The sequence below is a fragment of the Ferranicluibacter rubi genome (assembly GCF_011603255.1).
Taxonomy (GTDB): Bacteria; Pseudomonadota; Alphaproteobacteria; order Rhizobiales; family Rhizobiaceae; genus Ferranicluibacter; species Ferranicluibacter rubi.
On the sequence record NZ_JAANCM010000009.1, the window covers coordinates 94,437 to 112,726 of the forward strand.

General features: G+C 64.9%; 16 protein-coding genes. 4 read left to right on the forward strand and 12 right to left on the reverse strand.

The annotated features are described in order from the left end of the window. Positions 1–11 precede the first annotated feature (11 nt). The 7 genes from G8E10_RS17180 to G8E10_RS17210 form a co-directional block, all read right to left on the reverse strand. Positions 12–569 (reverse strand): RBBP9/YdeN family alpha/beta hydrolase, encoded by a 558-nt coding sequence (locus G8E10_RS17180; RefSeq protein ID WP_110727925.1) that lies wholly within the window; start codon positions 567–569, stop codon positions 12–14. A gap of 85 nt (positions 570–654) precedes the next feature. Then, positions 655–1,017, reverse strand: coding sequence for a PilZ domain-containing protein (locus tag G8E10_RS17185; protein WP_425530851.1), 363 nt, complete (start codon positions 1,015–1,017; stop codon positions 655–657). Positions 1,018–1,100: 83 nt separating this feature from the next. Continuing rightward, a complete protein-coding gene (gene purB / locus G8E10_RS17190; RefSeq protein ID WP_110734471.1) occupies positions 1,101–2,402 on the reverse strand; it encodes an adenylosuccinate lyase in 1,302 nt (433 codons plus the stop codon). A gap of 61 nt (positions 2,403–2,463) precedes the next feature. After that, positions 2,464–3,045 carry a hypothetical protein gene (locus G8E10_RS17195; RefSeq protein ID WP_167130053.1) on the reverse strand — a complete coding sequence of 194 codons (582 nt, stop codon included), beginning with the start codon at positions 3,043–3,045 and terminating at the stop codon, positions 2,464–2,466. After that, the gene (gene rpe, locus G8E10_RS17200; protein WP_167130054.1) at positions 3,042–3,719 is read right to left on the reverse strand and encodes a ribulose-phosphate 3-epimerase; all 678 of its coding nucleotides are present in this window, start codon (positions 3,717–3,719) and stop codon (positions 3,042–3,044) included. Before rpe ends, G8E10_RS17195 begins: the two co-directional genes overlap by 4 nt. A gap of 132 nt (positions 3,720–3,851) precedes the next feature. Beyond that, positions 3,852–4,865: a P1 family peptidase gene (locus G8E10_RS17205; protein ID WP_167130158.1), complete on the reverse strand. Its 1,014-nt coding sequence runs from the start codon at positions 4,863–4,865 to the stop codon at positions 3,852–3,854. A gap of 16 nt (positions 4,866–4,881) precedes the next feature. Continuing rightward, entirely contained in the window at positions 4,882–5,967 is a 1,086-nt protein-coding gene (locus G8E10_RS17210) for an ABC transporter substrate-binding protein (protein WP_167130055.1), read from the reverse strand. 186 nt (positions 5,968–6,153) lie between these two features. Here G8E10_RS17210 and G8E10_RS17215 point away from each other — a divergent pair, with 186 nt between their 5' ends. Genes G8E10_RS17215 through G8E10_RS17225 form a run of 3 tightly spaced genes read left to right on the forward strand, consistent with a single transcriptional unit; the run spans position 6,154 to position 9,293 of the window. Continuing rightward, the gene (locus G8E10_RS17215) at positions 6,154–7,320 is read left to right on the forward strand and encodes an XdhC family protein (RefSeq protein ID WP_281517631.1); all 1,167 of its coding nucleotides are present in this window, start codon (positions 6,154–6,156) and stop codon (positions 7,318–7,320) included. Further along, a complete protein-coding gene (locus tag G8E10_RS17220; protein WP_167130056.1) occupies positions 7,317–8,966 on the forward strand; it encodes an NTP transferase domain-containing protein in 1,650 nt (549 codons plus the stop codon). Before G8E10_RS17215 ends, G8E10_RS17220 begins: the two co-directional genes overlap by 4 nt. 3 nt (positions 8,967–8,969) lie before the next feature. After that, positions 8,970–9,293 carry a TfoX/Sxy family protein gene (locus G8E10_RS17225; RefSeq protein ID WP_167130057.1) on the forward strand — a complete coding sequence of 108 codons (324 nt, stop codon included), beginning with the start codon at positions 8,970–8,972 and terminating at the stop codon, positions 9,291–9,293. On the opposite strand, the gene G8E10_RS17230 is transcribed toward G8E10_RS17225, so the two are convergent. From G8E10_RS17230 to G8E10_RS17250, 5 genes are all read right to left on the reverse strand, one after another. Then, complete coding sequence (locus tag G8E10_RS17230; RefSeq protein WP_167130058.1) at positions 9,282–9,725, reverse strand: NUDIX domain-containing protein; 444 nt, start codon at positions 9,723–9,725, stop codon at positions 9,282–9,284. The two genes, G8E10_RS17225 and G8E10_RS17230, sit on opposite strands and share 12 nt — an antisense overlap. 114 nt (positions 9,726–9,839) lie before the next feature. Next, positions 9,840–11,456, reverse strand: coding sequence for a DEAD/DEAH box helicase (locus G8E10_RS17235; protein WP_110798953.1), 1,617 nt, complete (start codon positions 11,454–11,456; stop codon positions 9,840–9,842). 200 nt (positions 11,457–11,656) lie between these two features. Then, complete coding sequence (locus G8E10_RS17240) at positions 11,657–12,985, reverse strand: M23 family metallopeptidase (protein ID WP_245419845.1); 1,329 nt, start codon at positions 12,983–12,985, stop codon at positions 11,657–11,659. A 92-nt stretch (positions 12,986–13,077) separates the two neighbouring features. Beyond that, entirely contained in the window at positions 13,078–13,887 is an 810-nt protein-coding gene (locus G8E10_RS17245; RefSeq protein WP_167130160.1) for a ferritin-like domain-containing protein, read from the reverse strand. 71 nt (positions 13,888–13,958) lie between these two features. Further along, positions 13,959–14,432 (reverse strand): peroxiredoxin, encoded by a 474-nt coding sequence (locus tag G8E10_RS17250; RefSeq protein ID WP_167130059.1) that lies wholly within the window; start codon positions 14,430–14,432, stop codon positions 13,959–13,961. A gap of 356 nt (positions 14,433–14,788) precedes the next feature. On the opposite strand from G8E10_RS17250, the gene G8E10_RS17255 reads away from it, so the two are divergent. Beyond that, complete coding sequence (locus tag G8E10_RS17255) at positions 14,789–18,253, forward strand: DUF3971 domain-containing protein (protein WP_167130060.1); 3,465 nt, start codon at positions 14,789–14,791, stop codon at positions 18,251–18,253. Positions 18,254–18,290 lie beyond the last annotated feature (37 nt).

Here is an 18,290-nt window from a genome sequence, read left to right on the forward strand (position 1 = left end):
ATACGGGTAAGTCAAGGCTTTAGGCGGCTGAGAAACTGGGCGAAGACCATCGTGCCCTCGGGCCACGGTCCGTGGCCCGATTCAGCGTTGAGATGACCCGACTCGCCTGCATCCACGAGCGTAGAGCCCCAGGCATTGGCAATGTCGCCGGCATGCTCGTAGGAGCCGAAATGATCGTTGCGGCTGGCGACGATCATGGAGGGAAAGGGAAGCGGGTCGCGCGGGTAAGGTCCGAACGTCATCAGATGCTTCGGTCGGATTTTCGGGTTTTCGACATCCGGTGGAGCGACGAAGAAGGCGCCGGCGATCTTGTGCTGGTTTTCCTTGGAAATGGCATGAACGGCCGTGGCGACGCCGAGGGAATGCGCGACGATGACCACCGGCTTGGTTGCCGCCTCGATCTCTTCGTTCATCCGGGCGACCCAGTCCTCGCGCACGGGCTTCACCCACTCCGCCTGTTCGACGCGGCGTGCCGAGGCGAGCTTGCTTTCCCAGCGGGTCTGCCAGTGGCCGGGACCGGAGTTGGTATATCCGGGGACGATGAGGATGTCTGCTTCCGAGGCTTTCATGATGTCGCGATGTGCGGTGGCAAACCTTCGTTGTCAAGACCTGAGGCCGTCAGGCACCGCGTTTGGGGCATGTTGCGAGCGTCACCTATCGGAAAAGTTTATAGTAGGAGGCAATTTTGGCGCTGGTGTTCGAGGAGGTCATCAGGCGAACGCCGATCTGATCGCCGCGGGCCCACTGCACCATGCCGTTCATGCGTCCGAGTTCTTCGGTGTCGATGACGACCGCCTGGCCCTGCGTTGCCTTGATATCGTAGGCCAATTGCAGGTTCATGCCAGCATCAGACAGATCGACCACGGTTCCGGTGCTCGTCTTGTCCCGGCAGGTGACGCGCCCCGTCAGCTTGACGCGGGACCGCGCTTCTCGTTCCATACCTATTTGTGCCGGCATGTCGGTTTTGCTCCCCCTCGTCTGCATGTTAGCTGCAGTTAACAAAGTATCGGGAAGCATTCACCAAAGTCTTGCGCGGAACGATCGCATTCTAGCGAATGCGATCGTTCCGGCGATTTCGGAGCGGATCTGCGTGAGGCGGATCAGCCGAAGACGCGACGGAAGATCGTGTCCACATGCTTGGTGTGATAGCCGAGGTCGAACTTCTCGCGGATGTCGGCTTCCGGCAGGTAACCCCGGACCTCTTCGTCGGCGAGCAGCTCTTCCAGGAAGTCCTTGCCCTGTTCCCACACACGCATCGCATTGCGCTGGACGAGGCGATAGGCGTCCTCGCGCGAGGCGCCGGCCTGGGTGAGGGCGAGGAGAACGCGCTGCGAATGGACGAGGCCCCGGAACTTGTTGAGGTTGCCCATCATGTTGTCGGGGTAGATCAGCAGCTTGTCGATGACATTGGTCAGGCGGGCGAGGGCGAAATCGAGCGTCACCGTCGCGTCCGGGCCGATCATGCGCTCGACGGAGGAGTGCGAGATGTCGCGCTCGTGCCAGAGGGCGACATTTTCCATGGCGGGAATCGAGAAGGCGCGCACCATGCGGGCGAGGCCTGTCAGGTTTTCGGTCAGCACCGGGTTGCGCTTGTGCGGCATGGCCGACGAGCCCTTCTGGCCCGGCGAAAAATACTCCTCGGCTTCCAGAACTTCCGTGCGCTGCAGATGGCGGATTTCGGTCGCAACGCGCTCGACCGACGACGCGATGACGCCGAGGATGGCGAAGTACATGGCGTGGCGATCGCGCGGGATGACCTGCGTGGACACCGGTTCCGGCTTCAGGCCGAGGGCCGCAGCCACATGTTCCTCGACGCGCGGGTCGATGTTGGCGAAGGTGCCGACGGCACCGGAGATGGCGCAGGTGGCAATTTCTTCCCGGGCGGCGACGAGGCGGGCACGGCAGCGCTCGAACTCGGCATAGGCCAGCGCCAGCTTCACGCCGAAGGTGGTGGGCTCGGCGTGGATACCGTGCGAGCGGCCGATGGTGACCGTATCCTTGTGCTCGAAGGCGCGGCGCTTCAGGGCCTCCAGCAGGCGGTCCATATCGGCCAGCAGCAGGTCCGTCGCCTTGACGAGCTGGACGCTGAAGCAGGTGTCGAGCACGTCCGACGACGTCATGCCCTGATGGACGAAGCGGGCGTCCGGGCCGACGATTTCGGCGAGATGCGTGAGGAAGGCGATGACGTCGTGCTTGGTGACGGCTTCGATCTCATCGATCCGGTCGACGTCGAACGTGGCTGCGCCACCCTTTTCCCAGATGGTGCGTGCGGCCTCCTTGGGGATGACGCCGAGATCGGCGAGCGCGTCACACGCATGCGCCTCGATTTCGAACCAGATGCGGAACTTGGTTTCGGGCGACCAGATGGCGACCATTTCCGGACGGGAATAGCGGGGGATCATCGGCTGTCAGCTTTCTCTCGGATATCGTTGGCCGAGCCTCTATCAAAGATGTCCGGCAAGCTCAACGCCGAAGGGTGTTTCCGCGCCCGTGCTCATCGTCCCGTGTCAGCCACAAGCTCATGCCGAGAAGTGCGGGAAGTCCTATCGGCAGATAGAGCCGGACGCCCATGACGATGAACTGGTAGACGGCGCCCGCACTGGTGAAGGCGAACTGGTAGAACCAGATGCGAGTGGCGAAGGGTGCGTGCCAGCGGGAGAAGAACAGGCGATACTGCATGGCGAACAGAAAAGCCGTCATGCCGATCGTCAGAAGGGTCAGGCAAAGGAACGTGCAGGCAAAGCGTGTTTCGGCGCGCTGGCCGAGCGAAAGTGCCCGCGAGACGAAGATGCTGATCGGCAATGCGAGCATGCCGCCGACGAAATAGAGGACCAGAACCGACACGGTGTGGCCCGTTCCGGCGCGCCCGTGCAGGAACAGGGAGGCGAAGGCGCAGAGCGACATCAGGAGCCCCCAGACCGGCGCGAGGAGCAGGTGGCGCGTTGCACCCTGCCAGCCGGCGCGCAACCGGTCTGCGACCGTCCTGCCGAGGCTCGGACGTGGGGCGACTGTCGGCAGCCGCGGCGGGCCGCCGTCGCTGGTCATCCGCGACCGCCTTCCGCAAGCGTACGGAGCTTCTCGATCGCCGTGCGATAGGCCTCGGGCGAGCCGCCGCCATAGATCGCGGATCCCGCGACGAAAACGTTTGCGCCGGCAGCAGCGGCTGTTGCAATCGTCGCCTCGGTGATGCCGCCATCGACCTGGATGTCGATCGGCCGGTCGCCGATCAGGCTGCGGACCCGGCGGATCTTGTCGAGGGTCGGCTCCACGAATTTCTGGCCGCCGAAGCCGGGATTGACGGTCATCACCAGCACGAGATCCACCGTATCGAGCAGGTATTCGACGGTGGCTTCCGGCGTTGCCGGGTTGATGGCGACGCCGGCCTTCTTGCCGAGGTTGCGGATCGTCTGGAGCGAGCGGTGCAGGTGTGGCCCGGCCTCGGCATGTACGGTGATGCTGTCGCATCCGGCCTTGGCGAACGCTTCGAGATAGGGATCGGCGGGAGAAATCATCAAGTGGCAGTCGAAGGGAGCGTCCGTGATGGGACGCAGAGCTTTCACGACATCCGGGCCGAAGGTGATGTTGGGCACGAAATGGCCGTCCATCACGTCGAGATGCACCCAATCAGCACCGGCGACCACGACGTCGCGCACCTCTTCACCGAGCCGCGAGAAATCGGAAGCGAGAATGGACGGGGCGATACGAATGGGAAGCGGCATGCTCAAATCTCCGGGACGCGTTTCCGTCGCTTCGACGCAAGGAAAACGGCTGCATCATCTCTCCCTGAACCGATTCCGGTCCGAGTGCCGATGCAGTAGCATTGGTGGACGGGAGCGGCAATGTCGGGGCTCTCAGGGCGATGTGGGCCGCAGGTCGCGCCAGCACGGCTTGATATCGCCTTCGGCCGGTGTCGCATCATGTACGCCGCGCGCGATCGCCCGTGCCATCGTGGCGGCGGCGGCGGCGCAGAGGCTGAGAAAATCCGCAGGGCTGAGATTGCCGGGCCGTCTGCCCGTCGAGACGGCAAAGATCAGATCGCCATCGAGAGGGGTATGCGACGGCCAGAGCGCGCGGGAGAACCCGTCATGCGCCGCGACGGCGAGGCGCTTGGCTTCGGCTTTCGTCAGGGAGACATCCGTGGCGATGACGGCGATGGTCGTATTGGCCATCGGCGTGACGGCATCGAGCTTGGTGCGGATGGCCGTCGCGTTGGCCGGCAGGGGCATGGGCAGGCCCCGTCCGCCGAACTCGTCGTCCAGCTCGAAGGGGGCCGCCCAGAAGCAGGCGGTGTCGCCGACGGTCGCGGAGCCGAGCGGGTTGACGGCGGCAAGCGCGCCGACGGTGATGCCGTTCGCAAGGACGGTCGATGCGGTACCGAGGCCGCCCTTGACGGTGGCGGTGTTTGCGCCCGTGCCGGCACCGATGGTTCCGGTCGCGACGTCGCTTGTGGCGGCCATGGCGGCTGTGTAGCCGAGGTCGCGATAGGGCGCATAGGTGCCCCAATTCTTGTCGCCACCATTGTTGAGGTCGAACAGGATGGCGGCCGGGACGATCGGCACGATGGCGGGACCGACTTTCAGCCCACGGCCCATCGCGCGGAGGGCGGCCTGCACGCCCGATGCGGCATCGAGGCCGAAGGCGGAGCCGCCGGCAAGGCAGATCGCATCGACGGTCTGCACGCTGTTATGAGGCTCCAGCAGGTCGGTTTCGCGCGTGCCGGGCGAGCCCCCGATGATCGAGACGGCGGCAACGGCCGGGGGATCGCAGAGGATGGCGGTCACGCCGGATTTCAGCCGGTCGTCCTGCGCATGGCCGACCGTGAGCCCGGGAACATCGGTCAGCGCATTTCGTGGCCCACGTTGCATCGTCATGTCGCGGCCCTCATTCGCCCGGCGGCGGCGCATCCACGAAGCGGCCTTGGCGCCATTCCATCAGCCTGTAGGGATTGTCCGCGAGTTCGTGGCCGGCATCGATCCGGATGGTTCCGATGACGGTGGGATAGGGCGCTTTTGGCAGTGCATCGGCCAGCGGCGTGCCGTCCTTCAGCGCGCGGTCCTTCGCCTGCTCAGCCAAGGTCATCGCGGCGAAGGCGGGCAGGGCATAGCCGTCGGGCACGATATTGGCGGCGCGCATCGCCGCCGCGGTGGCGGTCGCCTCTGGCAGGGTCGCGGCTTCCGGCAATGTGACGGCGAGGACGCCGTCTGCCAGTGGAACCGGCTGGTCGGCCGCATCCAGCGCTTCGCCGCCCAGGAGCGTCAGCGGGAGTTTTTCGCTGCGGGCGTCTCGCGCGATGATCGCGGCGTCGCTCCGGTCGCCACCGATCAGAACATGGGTCGCCCCGCTGCGGGCGAGGCGGCGCACGAGACTGATCTGCTGCTCCTGCGCCGGGCGGTAGGTATCGGTGAAGACGGGCGTCAGGCCCGTCTCGGCCAGAGCCGACCGCACGCCTTCCACGAGGTCGCGCCCATGGATCGTGCCGTCGTCGATCAGAGCGAGAGGCTCGCCCTTCCAGCGCTCGATGATGATGCTCGCGATCTTTTCGGCTTCCCTGCGGGCGTTCGGCACCAGCCGGTAGAACGGCCAGTTGTTCTTGCGCGCATCTTCCATGAGGATATCGGAGCGGACGCTCAGGGTGACGGCGGGGATGCCGGTGCCGGCAAGCGTCGGCAGGACGGCTTCGAGGCTCTCGGTGCAGAGGAAGCCGACCAGTGCCTCGGCGCCCGCCGCAGCGACGGCGGCCTTCAAGGTCTCGGCATCGTTAGCCTCGCAGGTTTCGGGAATGGCGACGACCTCGGAGCCGCGGGCCTCCGCCTGGAACCGCGCGCCTTCTAGAACCTGCCGTCCAAGCAGAGCGAGCGGGCCTTCGACGGGGGCGACGACGCCGACCTTCAGCCCGGCAGCGGCGGCACCGGATGCCATGCCGGCGGCGAGTGCGAAAGCAGGAATGAGAACGAGGACGCGGGACATGGATCTTTCAAGGCTCGGAGCTGACCGGGCGGGTTGGCAATGTTTGCGACGGGACGCCGGTCCTGCATGTTCGGCAATCCGGGGACGCGCGTCAAAGGAAAACGGTCGGTTCTTCCGGAGATGCCCATGTTTTGACTTTGAGAACAGGCTGGAAGGGGGCCTCCGGCTGCTCGGAGCGAAATGACGATGGCGCAAAGTGATCGCGGAAAATCCGCGGGCGGCATGGCTGAAAACCAGTGGCCCACGCACTATATCGGTCGTCTTGCGGCAACCGCCTGGCTGACGGCCTGTTCCGGTGGCACGATCAGGGATATTTCCATGACGAATGATGCAGATGCGCATGATCCCCTCCTGCTTGCACAGGCCTGGAGCCAGCAGGGCCGGGCGGTTGCGCTCGCCACAGTGATCGAAACGTGGGGGTCTGCGCCGCGGCCGGTCGGCAGCCACCTCGTCATCGATGAAGACGGAAATTTCGATGGTTCCGTTTCCGGTGGATGCGTGGAAGGGGCGGTGGTGACTGAAGCGGTGGACGTGGTCGCTTCGGGCGAGGCTCGTGTGCTCTCGTTCGGCGTGGCCGACGAGACGGCCTGGCAGGTCGGCCTGTCATGCGGCGGGCAGATACGGGTCCTCGTGCAGACGGTCGGCGCCGGGCTGGACCTGACGTCTCTTAGCCGGCTCAACGAACTGCATGGTCATCGGCGCGCCGTGGCTTGCCTGACCGATCTTGCGACAGGCCGCGCGCGCGTTTTCGCCGAGGGCGAGGAGGGGCCTGACGATGTCAGGGCTGCCTTCGTGACCGGCGTGTCGCGGCTGGCCGCCGACGGGCTCTGTTTCGTCAACATCTACCGTCCGCCGCCGCGGCTCGTGATCATCGGCGCGGTGCATATCGCCCAGGCTTTGGTGCCGATGGCGGAGATGGCAGGGTTTTCCGCTCTCGTCATCGATCCCCGGACGGCCTTTGCGACGCCGGAGCGGTTCGGCGGCGTCGATCTCATTGCGGACTGGCCGGAAGACGTGCTGCCGCAACGGCCGCTCGATGCCTATACGGCGCTTGCGGCCATCACGCATGATCCGAAGATCGACGATGCCGCGTTGAAGGCAGCGCTGGAGGCCGGCTGTTTCTACGTGGGTGCTCTCGGCAGCCGGAAGACGCATGACAGGCGCGTCGAGCGCCTTCAGGCACTGGGGCTGACGCCGGAGGCCATCGCGCGCATCTCCGCGCCCATCGGGCTGAACATCGGAGCCGCGACGCCTGCGGAGATCGCGGTGTCGATTCTGGCCGATATCATTCAGGCGCTTCGAATGCGGTCTGTTGTGGAGACTGTTTCCGCTCTCGGGACGGTCGGCGCATGAGGTTCGGTCCGGTGCCGCTCGGCGACGCGGAAGAGGGTATTTTGGCGCATGCCGTGGCGCTTCCGGAGGGACGGCTTGCCAAGGGGACGCGTCTTGGCGCCACGGATGTTGCGGCCCTTGCTGCCATCGGCATGGATCGGGTGGTCGTTGCCCGTCTCGGGCCTGACGATATCGGCGAGGACGAGGCGGCGACGTTGATCGCGGCCGGAATCGTGCCGGATTACCTGACATTCTCACCGGCCTCGACCGGCCGCCTGAACCTGCACGCGGCCGAGGATGGTCTCTTCGTCGCGACGCGCGACCGTGTGGACCGCTTCAACCGCATCGACCCCGCCATCACGCTCGCCTGTCTTGCCGATCATGTGGCGGTGCGGGCCGGTGATATGGTGGCGACGATCAAGATCATTCCGCTTGCTGTGGATCGGCGACGTGCAGAGCAGGCCGCCTCGATTCTTGCGGAAGCACCAGCCTTTGCCATCAAGCCGTTCATCCCGCGCGACGTCACGCTCGTCTCGACCCTGCTCCCGTCTTTGAAGGTGCAAGTGATGGACAAGACGCGGCGCGTGCTGGAGGATCGGTTGCGCCGGTCGGGAAGCCGTCTGACGGGTGACGTCCGTGTGGCGCACGAGCAGAATGCGGTCGCCGAAGCGATCCGCAACGCGGTGGCGGAACCCCGCGACCAGTCGCGTCTGGTGATCGTGTTCGGCGCATCTGCGGTGACGGATCGGGACGATGTCATTCCGGCTGCAATCCGTGCGGCCGGTGGCGAGGTCGATCATTTGGGCATGCCGGTCGATCCGGGCAATCTTCTCGTGCTCGGTACCCTCGGCAATGTCAGGATCATCGGCGCGCCCGGTTGCGCGCGTAGCCCGAAGGAGAACGGTTTTGATTGGGTGCTGGACCGGATCCTTGCGGGCGAGACGGTGGGCGCGCGGGAGATCACGGGCATGGGCGTCGGCGGGCTGCTGGCGGAAATCCCGACGCGTCCGCGCCCACGCGCTCGTAGCGAGGTGGATGGGAACGGTGTTCAGGCGATACGCCCGCTCATCGTGCGCGCCGTGGTGCTTGCGGCCGGTCAGGCGAGCCGCATGGGTACGGCGGGGCATCACAAGCTGCTGGCGGAATTCGACGGCATGCCGCTGGTGCGCCGGACCACGGAGGTGGCGCTTGCCGCGAGCCGCGAGCCGGTGACGATCGTGACCGGACATCGGGCGGGCGAGATCCGGGGGGCGCTGTCCGGGCTTGATCTGGTGTTCATGCACAATGACGACTTTGCTTCGGGCATGGCGTCGTCGCTGATCGCGGGCCTCGACGGTATCGGACCCGAGGCGGATGGGATGCTGGTGCTGCTGGCGGACATGCCCGGGGTAACGGCTGGGGATGTGCGGCGGTTGATTGCGGCCTTTGAAGAACAAGGTGGACAGGCCGTCGTGCGCGCCGTCTATGGTGGCAAGCGGGGCAACCCGGTGATCCTGCCGCGCGCGCTGTTTCCCGCGCTCCGCAAGCTCGAAGGCGATGTCGGCGCGCGGCACGTGATCGAGACAGGCGGACTGCCGGTCGTCGATGTCGATATTGGCCCGGCCGCCCATCTCGATCTCGACACGCCGGAAGCGATCGCTGCGGCCGGTGGTGTGCTGAAGGGATAGCGAATGGATATCGAAGCGATCGAGGATCTGTTTTCCGGGCTTGGCCCGGTGACCATCAAACGCATGTTCGGCGGCAAGGGCGTCTATCGCAACGGGCTGATCGTGGCGATCGATCTCAACAGCGAGCTTATGCTGAAGGCGGATCGCGAGAGCGCGTCCCTCTTCGAGGCGGCCGGTGCCCGCCAGTGGAGCTATGAGGGAAAGGCGGGCAAGAAGCCGGTTTTCATGCCCTACTGGTCGATCCCCGATGCAGCGCTCGATGATCCCGATGAAATGACGCGCTGGGCGCGGCTTGCCTATGAGGCGGCGGTGCGCTCAGCCAAGTAGGCTCTGGGTCCGAAGAGCCGCGATCGCATCCGCCGCAAAGCGGGAGAGCGGCGCGGGCAGGGCGTCGAGATCGTACCATCCGATATCCGCCAGCTTATCCGGCTCGGTCTCCAGAGGATCGCCGTGCGTATCGCGCGTGACGTAGATCAGCGAGATCCAGTGCTGCCGGTCCGCATCGAGCACATGCTCGCTGACGCAGAGAAAGTCGATGGCGTCGCCGATCGCGAGCCCGCTTTCTTCCACGCCCTCGCGACGTGCCGCGGAACGGCTGTCCTCCATCATGTCGACCTTGCCGCCCGTGATGGTCCAGTGTCCCTGTTCCGGCGCCTTCAGCCGGCGGCAGAGGAGGATTTGGTTGTCGCGCAGGATAGCGAGGCCGCAGCCGACGCCTGGGAAATCGATACCGGGAGCGGCAGGCTTCGATGTCGTCAAGGGGACCTCCACTGTCAGGCACAACAACGCAGAGCGCTCTGCCTGTACAGCAGAACGCAGGAAGCGCAGCGGTTCATGGAACACACTGCGCTTGAGCTGTCTCAGAAAAGCCGATCAGGCCTTGCCGGCAACCAGCATGAAGGCGGGAATTTCGTCGCCGAAGCCGACCGGGGTCGGGCCGTCGTCATGGTCGCGGCGATAGCGATTGCGGCGGTCGCGATTGTCGTCGTTGGCAGGCGACGCCGGGCGATGGTTCCGGGGGCCGGCGTTCTGCGGCTTCGGGTCTGCCTTGCGTTCTGCTCTCACGGGTTCAATCCTTGGCTGCACCGATTCGGTCTGGAGATGAGTATCGTCTGTCTTGATGTCAGGCTTGTGACCGGGGGCCTTGATGGCTTCCGCCTTCACCGCATCCGGCTTGTAGCTCTCGGCGCTGTAGCCATCCGGCTTCGTACCGTAGGGGCGCTGCGCATCGGGATTGTGGTCCACGACGTGGCGCGGGGCATGATCGCGCTCCCGCTCGCGTCCGCGACGCTTGCCGTCACGGCCGCCCTTCTTCTCGGAACGACCGCTGTCGGTGCTTTCCATCGGCGCCGGCAGATCGTCGAGACCGCCATTGTGCCATTCGATCTTCTGATCGATGAGCTTTTCGATCGCATCGGCCGCTTTCACATCGCGACGGCTAACCAGCGTGAAGGCGGCGCCCGAGCGCCCTGCGCGGCCCGTGCGGCCGATCCGGTGGACGTAGTCCTCGGCATGGATCGGAACGTCGAAATTGAACACGTGGCTCACATCCGGGATGTCGAGGCCGCGGGCGGCGACGTCGGAGGCGACGAGCAGCGTGATCGCATTGTCCTTGAAGCCCGCGAGCATCTTGGTGCGCGAGCTCTGGTCCATGTCGCCATGCAGCGCACCGACGGAGAAGCCGTGGCGGGTGAGCGAGCGGAAGAGATCAGCGACATCGAGCTTGCGGTTGCAGAAGATGATCGCGTTCTTCAACTCGTCCTGCGAGCGAATGAGATCGCGCAGGATGGCGCGCTTCTCGTAATCCTTGCCGTGCGTGGCGACGAAGCGTTGCGTCACGGTCTTGGCGGTCGAGGAGGGTGGGGCCACCTCGATGCGCTCGGGGTTCTGCAGGAAGCGGTCGGCCAGCTTCTGGATTTCCGGCGGCATTGTGGCCGAGAAGAACAGCGTCTGGCGCGTGAAGGGAATGAGCTTGGCGATGCGCTCGATATCGGGGATGAAGCCCATGTCCAGCATGCGGTCGGCTTCGTCGATGACGAGGATCTCGACGCCCGTCATCAGCAGCTTGCCGCGCTCGCAATGGTCGAGCAGTCGGCCGGGTGTGCAGATCAGCACGTCGGCGCCGCGTTCCAGCTTGCGGTCCTGCTCGTCGAACGAGACGCCGCCGATGAGAAGCGCAATGTTGAGCTTGTGATTCTTGCCGTACTTCTCGAAGTTCTCGGCGACCTGCGCGGCGAGTTCGCGCGTCGGTTCCATGATCAGCGTGCGCGGCATGCGCGCCCGGGCGCGGCCCTTTTCGAGCAGCGTCAGCATGGGCAGCACGAAGGAGGCCGTCTTGCCCGTTCCCGTCTGCGCGATCCCAAGGATATCGCGGCGCATCAGCGCCGGCGGAATGGCGTTCGCCTGGATGGGCGTCGGGATCGTGTAGCCCGCATCGGTGACGGCGGAGAGAACTTTTTGGCTCAGGCCAAGATCAGCAAACGTTGTCAAAGGGAAATCTGTTTCCGTTCCGGTTCTAACGAACTCTGGTGCCGCGGGCCGCGCTCTCGAGGTCCGTCGTGGGCGCTCATAGGCCCAAGCTTGCGGAAAGTCAAGAAAACTGGCGCTTTGCGGCGATCGAGACGCGTCAAGTCGGGGAATCCGGCTCGAACACCCTGAATATGGGACGGAATTTCTTTTTGGGAAGCGTTTCAGTCGATATAGCTGCTGAGCTTCATCCCCGCATTCAGGAAGCGCATAGGATCGACGGCATCGCCGTGAAGCCGGACCTCGTAATGGAGGTGCGGGCCGGTGGAGCGGCCGGTGCTGCCGGAGCGCGCGATGGCGTCCCCGGCCTTCACGACGTCGCCGACATTGACGAGAATGGTCGAGAGATGCCCGTAGCGCGTGCTGACACCATTGCCATGATCGATCTCGACCATATTGCCATAGCCCCCGTTGCGGCCGGCAACGACGACCTTGCCCGGCGCCGTCGAGCGGACGCTGGTGCCGGTGGCGACCCGGAAATCGATGCCGGCGTGCAGCGCCAGTCGGCCGAGAAACGGATCCATGCGATTGCCGAACTGGCTGGTGATGTCGCTCTGCGGCGCCGGGTTGCTGAACGGCAACTTGCGGACTTCGCCGCGCACCTGTTCGAGGCGCACGAGCGCGGTATCGAGTTCGACCAGCTGACGGTCGAAGACATCCTTCGTTTCCGGCTCGACATAGGGACCGCCCATGGCGGTATCCGTGCTGTCGCCGCCGCTCCGCACACGCGCTTCGTCGGCATCTGCCGGATCGGGCGTGACGGAGAGGCCCGTGCGGGCGACGATGGTCTCGATGGCATCGGTTGCGCTGATGGCGCCGGACGTGAGTGTCGCGATCCTGTCCTTCTGCGAGCGCTCTATATCCTTCAGAGAATGGGTGACGCGCGAGAACAGGCGGTCGGCGCGATCGGTGATCGTATCGCCGCCGCGCGCGTCGGTGCGGGTGAAGGGAGCGGCGTAGGCAAGCGCCGGCCCCTTGGGCGCTGTCTTTGCGGCAAGGCCCATCAGACGTTCGATGGCCTGGATGCCGCCGGTGGCGTCCGCATGCTTTTCGGTCTCGACCTTGTCGGTGCCGGGATCGGCAAGACCGGATTCCTCAGCGCGCTCGATGAGGGAGCCGAGCTTGCCGTGGCGCGAGGTGAGGGCCTGTTGCTGCTGGAGAAGTTTCTCGACCTTCTCCTCCACCACCTGCTGGTCGAGCAGTTGGCGGCTGGTGACGCGATCGACCTGAGCGCGTAGCGCCGAGATGCGATCCTCGTAATCGTGCTGCATGCGCGCCTGACGTGCCATGGTGCCGCCGATCAGGTCGTCGCGCAAGACGAGATAGGAGGTCGAGGCGAGGTAGCCGATGGCAAAGAGGGCACCGAGCGAGACGCCGACGGCGGTCATCCACGGACGCACCGTCATGTGGTGGACTTTTTCACCACGGGCGAGGATCAGGATCGGCTGTTCCTTGCGCTTGCCGAATATCGGGCTTCCCGAACTCTGAGACACAATTTACTCCCGCAGCATGCCCTTAATCCATGCGCGGAGTAGACCTTGTTAAGGTTAATATTTGCTTGATGTCGCCCGGTGAATGCACTGTCTCAGATGTTCACCGAGGCCGTCATCGAGCGGTAGAAGGACGGCGTCAGTCCGGCTTCTGCGCGGGCGACATCGTTGAACGGCGCCTTCAGGGGGCCGCGGAAATTGGCGCGAACGAGATCCTGAAAGGCGCGGGCCGGGTCCTTGCCCTCGCGGGCGCAGAGGAAGCGAAACCACTTGGCGCCAACGGCCACATGGCCCTTCTCATCCTCGTAGATGATGTCGAGAATGGCGGCACTGGCGTCGTCGCCGGATTGGCGCATCTTTTCCTGCAGAGCGGGCGTCACGTCGAGGCCACGGGCTTCGAGGATGAGGGGAACGACGGCAAGACGCGCAGTCAGGTCGTTGCGGGTGTCGTGTGCCGCCTGCCACAGCCCGTCATGGGCCGGAAGGTCTCCGTATTCGGCACCGAGATCGCGCAGGCGATTGCGCACCAGCCGGAAATGCTTCGCCTCCTCGAAGGCGACCCGCATCCAGCCATCGAAGAACGAGTTCGGTACGCGCTCCGTCGCAAACCGCGCGACGATGTCGAGCGCAAGATCGACGGCGTTCAGCTCGATATGGGCAATGGCATGGAGGAGAGCGATGCGCCCGCGCAGGGTCGTCAGCGCGCGGCGCGGGACGCGCTGGGGCGGTATCAGCTCCGGTTTTTCCGGGCGGCCGGGGCGGACGGGTACGGGTGTGTCGAGCGGCGAGCGTAGGGACAGGCGCCGCTCGCTCCAGCGACGCGCCGCCTCCTGGGCGAGATCCGCCTTGAGGTCGAGATCGGAGGCGCGAATGGCGAGGGCGGCACCGTCGCGCAGCGATCGCATCGCGAGTGAACCCGTCGCTACGCTGCCGGAGGACGGAGCCTCTGGAGAGCCTCCCGCCATCGCTTCGTCGCTCACGCGGTTGCGGCCTGAACGGCGGCAAGGACCTCTTCGACGTGGCCGGGAACCTTGACCTTTTCCCACACCCGCGTGACGACTCCATCCGGTCCGATGAGAACGGTGGTACGCTCCACACCCATGTATTTCTTGCCGTACATGCTTTTCTCGGCCCAGACGCCATAGGCTTCAAGGGTCGTCTTCTCCTCGTCCGCCGCAAGAATCACGGCGAGATCGTGCTTGGCGACGAACTTGTCGTGCTTCTTTGCCGAGTCGGGCGACATGCCGATCACGACCGCATTGGCGGCCTCGAATGCCTTGATGTTTGCGGTAAAGGCGATCGATTCGGCCGTGCAGCCGGTGGTGTCGTCCTTGGGGTAGAAGAAGAGCACGACCTGGCGGCCTGCCTGCTCGGCGAGCGAGACGGTTCCGCCGCCGTCTCGCGGCAGATTGAAGTCCGGCGCCTTTGCGCCTGTGGCGATGACGGTCATGTTGGCTCCTGTTTTCTGTACGGTGTGTCGGCGGATATTGATGAAATACGCCGTTCCGACCATTTGTCGCCTCACTTATATGGTGCAAAGTGGTACGCCGTCATCCCCGCTGGGAGAATGGCCGATCGTGGACGGCGGTTTGACGGCTCGTGTCATTTATCATGGTCATCGGCTTCATGTTCGCCGGCGCACACGGTTTTCGTGGCGCAAGACCTCAACGCCGGTTGCCGCATCGTTTGCCGAAAGGCAGGATGAATGGATGACCGAATTGATTTGTTAAATAGGGCTTACGCCTCGAGCCACGGGATATTGCCGAGACATGCATTTTTCGACCTTCGCAGAGGCCGACACCGCTCATGAGTGAGATCCGGGGTGAAAAGACCGTCTTCCGCAAGGAGGACATCGTCGCGTTGCATTCGCTGCCTTCGGCCCAGGCGCACGATCCCTGCATCCTGCATGCGACCACGCGTCGCCGCTGGCCGCGCCGTTGCGTCAAGGGTGTTCTCGGGCTCGTCTCCGTCCTGATCCTGCTTGCCGCCGGCCTCGTCGTCGCTGTGGAAGCCGGCGGAATCGACCGCATTTTGAATACGCGCGCCCAGGCGGCGCTGAACAATGCGCTCGGCGATGCCTATCATGTCGATGTGGGAAGCACCGTGGTGCGCCTGACCGGTGATGGCGCGCTGGCGCTGAAAGCGCAGGATGTCTCGCTGAAGCGCAGTGCCTCCGACGAGCAACTGCTGACCACCGAATCGGTCTTCATCGAGCTCGATCCGCTTTCGCTCCTGTCCGGCAAGATTTCCGTCTCCCGCATCGAGGCAGAAGGTGCGCGTCTCGCACCGGCTATCCTGCCGCAGGGCAAGCCTCTCGACCTCACCCGCATCCGCATCGCCGATGTCAGCGGGGCGATGGAGGCCGTCTTTGCGCAGATGGATACGATCTCCAGCCTGATCGCCCGCAGTGGCACGCAGGTGGTGCGTATCGCCGATGTGATGCTGCCGCTTTCCGGGCCGCGCAACCGCGTGGTGAAGCTCGACGTTCACTCGCTCGATTTTGCCCGTGCCGAGAACGGGTCCATGACGATCCGCGGCGATGCCGCGATCGACGGGACATCGACGGCGCTGCAGCTGACGGCCGACAGTGACAAGGGACGCATCGTCCGCCTCGGCGGCGCCGTGACCGGCCTGCCCACCTCGGCCCTGCTCTACCGTGCGGAGACCGCGACCGAGCCACCGTTCGGTCTCGATACCAAGGCCTCGATCAACCTCTCTGCCGTGCGGTCCGGTGAAGGCGTTGCGCCCGAGCTGACCATGTCCGGAGCCCTCGATCAGGGCGTCTTCGTCGCAAGCGGCCTGCAATCCGATCTCCTGCCGTCCAATGTCAATCTCGCTTATGATTTCGATCGCGGTAGCATCGAGGTGAACACCTCGACGGTCCGCCTCGGCAAGTCGGTGTTCCCGTTCAGCGGCTCCGTCCGCGATATCGATTCGACGAGCGCGGCATCCATGGCGCCGGCCGCGACGCTTTCGCAGGCAACGCCGCCGTCGGACCCGATCTCGCTGGCTCTGCCGAAGGGTTTCAGCATCGACGTGCTGGTGAAGGGCGGAACATCCGCCCCGATCGACGTCAACGAGCCGCCGCTGACCTTCGATGCGAAGGTCGCAGGCGACTTCCAGTCCGAGCGGCATGCGCTGTTGTTCCGCGAGCTTTCCGTCGCCAGCAACCTCGGCACCTTCGCCGGTTCCCTTTCGATCGCGTTTTCGAACACGTCGCCGCAGATCAATTTTGCGGGCCTGACCACGGACATGCAGACGGCCGGCATCAAGCAGCTCTGGCCCTGGTGGGTCGGCAAGAAGGCCCGTGCCTGGGTGATTTCAAATATCTTCGGCGGCACCGTCAACAACGGCAAGATCCAGCTGGCGATCGAGGAAGGGCGTCTGGCGGAAACCGCCGGCCCGGTCGAGTTCGGCGCAGACGAATTGACGATCGATTTCGACATCGGCGGCGCGCGGGTCAATATTGCCGGCGACATACCGCCGTTGCGCGATGCGACGGGGCATTTCACGCTGCGGGGCGCGCGCGCCCAGGTGGATATCAACAGCGGTACGGCTTATTTTCCGTCCGGGCGGACGGTGACGCTCAATGGCGGAAACCTCATCCTCCCGAATACCTATGCCAAGCCGTTGATGGCGGAACTCAAGCTGCAGGTGACCGGCGAGGCGGATGCGATCGCCGAACTCGTGAGCTATCGGCCTCTGGAAGCCCTGCAGAAGACCCCATTCAAGGCGGAGGACTTCTCCGGCCCCATGACGGCGGATGTCGGTGCCCGGTTCGGGCTTGCCCGCGACCAGCACCCGCCGCCGCCGGAATGGCAGGCGGAAATGCGCCTGAACGGCGTTTCGCTGAAGACGCCGATGGCCGGTCGCGAGATCTCCGACATCGACGGAACGTTGCGCATCGACCCTCAGCATGCCGTTCTCGACGCGAAGGCGGCGGTCGATGGCGTCACGATGAAGCTCGACGCGGTGGAACCGATCGGGGCGAACAGCCCGGTCAAGCGCAGCCGCACCGTCTCCGGCACCTTGCCCGACGGCGCGCTCGCCAAGTTCGCACCGGGGCTCTCCGGCATCGTCGATGGACCGGTCGGTCTCGACGTGGACCTGCAGGAGGGTGACCGGCAGGTGGTCAAGGTCGATCTGGAAGGTGCGACCCTCTCTCTGCCGTGGATCGGCTGGAGCAAGGGGCGCGGCGTGCCGGCGACCTCGAGCCTTTCGGCGGTGACGAGGGACGGGGTGACGTCGATCAGCGACTTCAAGATCTCGGGCGAGAGCTTTGGGGCCGGCGGATCGATCACCATCGACAAGGCCGGCCTGGCCGCCGCAGACCTCACCTCCGTGCGGCTTGCTGCCGGCGACAACTACGCCGTCTCGGTGAAGCGGCAAAAGAGCGGCTACGGCGTGACCGTCAACGGCACCTCGGCCGATATTCGCTCGGTCATCGACAGCCTGAAGTCGCCGGGCGCGAAAGGCGACGTTTCCCAAGCGGCGGCCAAGCGCATCTCGATCGATGCCTCGCTGGAGAGCGTACAAGGTTTTCACTCGGAAACGCTCTCCAACGTCAACCTGACGTACACCGCCCGCGGAAAGGCGATCGAGGGACTGAAGCTGAAGGCGGTGACCTCCACCGGACAGGCCGTGGTCGGCGATCTCGTGGCGTCCGGCGCCGACAATATCGTGCAGCTGACGAGCGGCGATGCAGGCGCTCTTGCCCGGTTCGCCGATATCTACGCCAACATGCGCGGCGGCCTTTTGAACCTGAAGCTCCGGGACCGCGGCGGCAATTCCTGGCGTGGAACGCTCGATATCCGCAAATTCGCGCTCGTCAACGAGCAGCGGCTGCAGTCGATGGTCTCCTCTCCCTCGACATCCGATGGGCGGAGCCTGAACCAGGCGGTCAAGAAGGATATCGACATGAGCTCGGCGAAGTTCGAGCGCGGCTTTGCCAATCTGGCGCTCGACGGCGGGCAGATCGCCCTCGACAACGGCGTCGTGCGTGGCAGCGACGTCGGCGCGACGTTTCAGGGCGTCGTGCGCGACCCGAACGGCAAGATCGACATGACCGGCACTTTCATGCCGGCCTACGGCCTCAACCGCCTCTTCAGCGAACTGCCGCTGATCGGCACCCTTCTCGGCAACGGCCGCGACCGCGGCCTGCTCGGCATCACCTTCAAGCTGACAGGCTCCTTCACCAAACCGAACCTGACCATCAACCCCCTGTCGATCATCGCGCCGGGCGTGTTCCGGAATATTTTCGAGTTCAACTGAGGACGGGGAGTGTGCGTGCGGCTGAACGCAAAAGGCA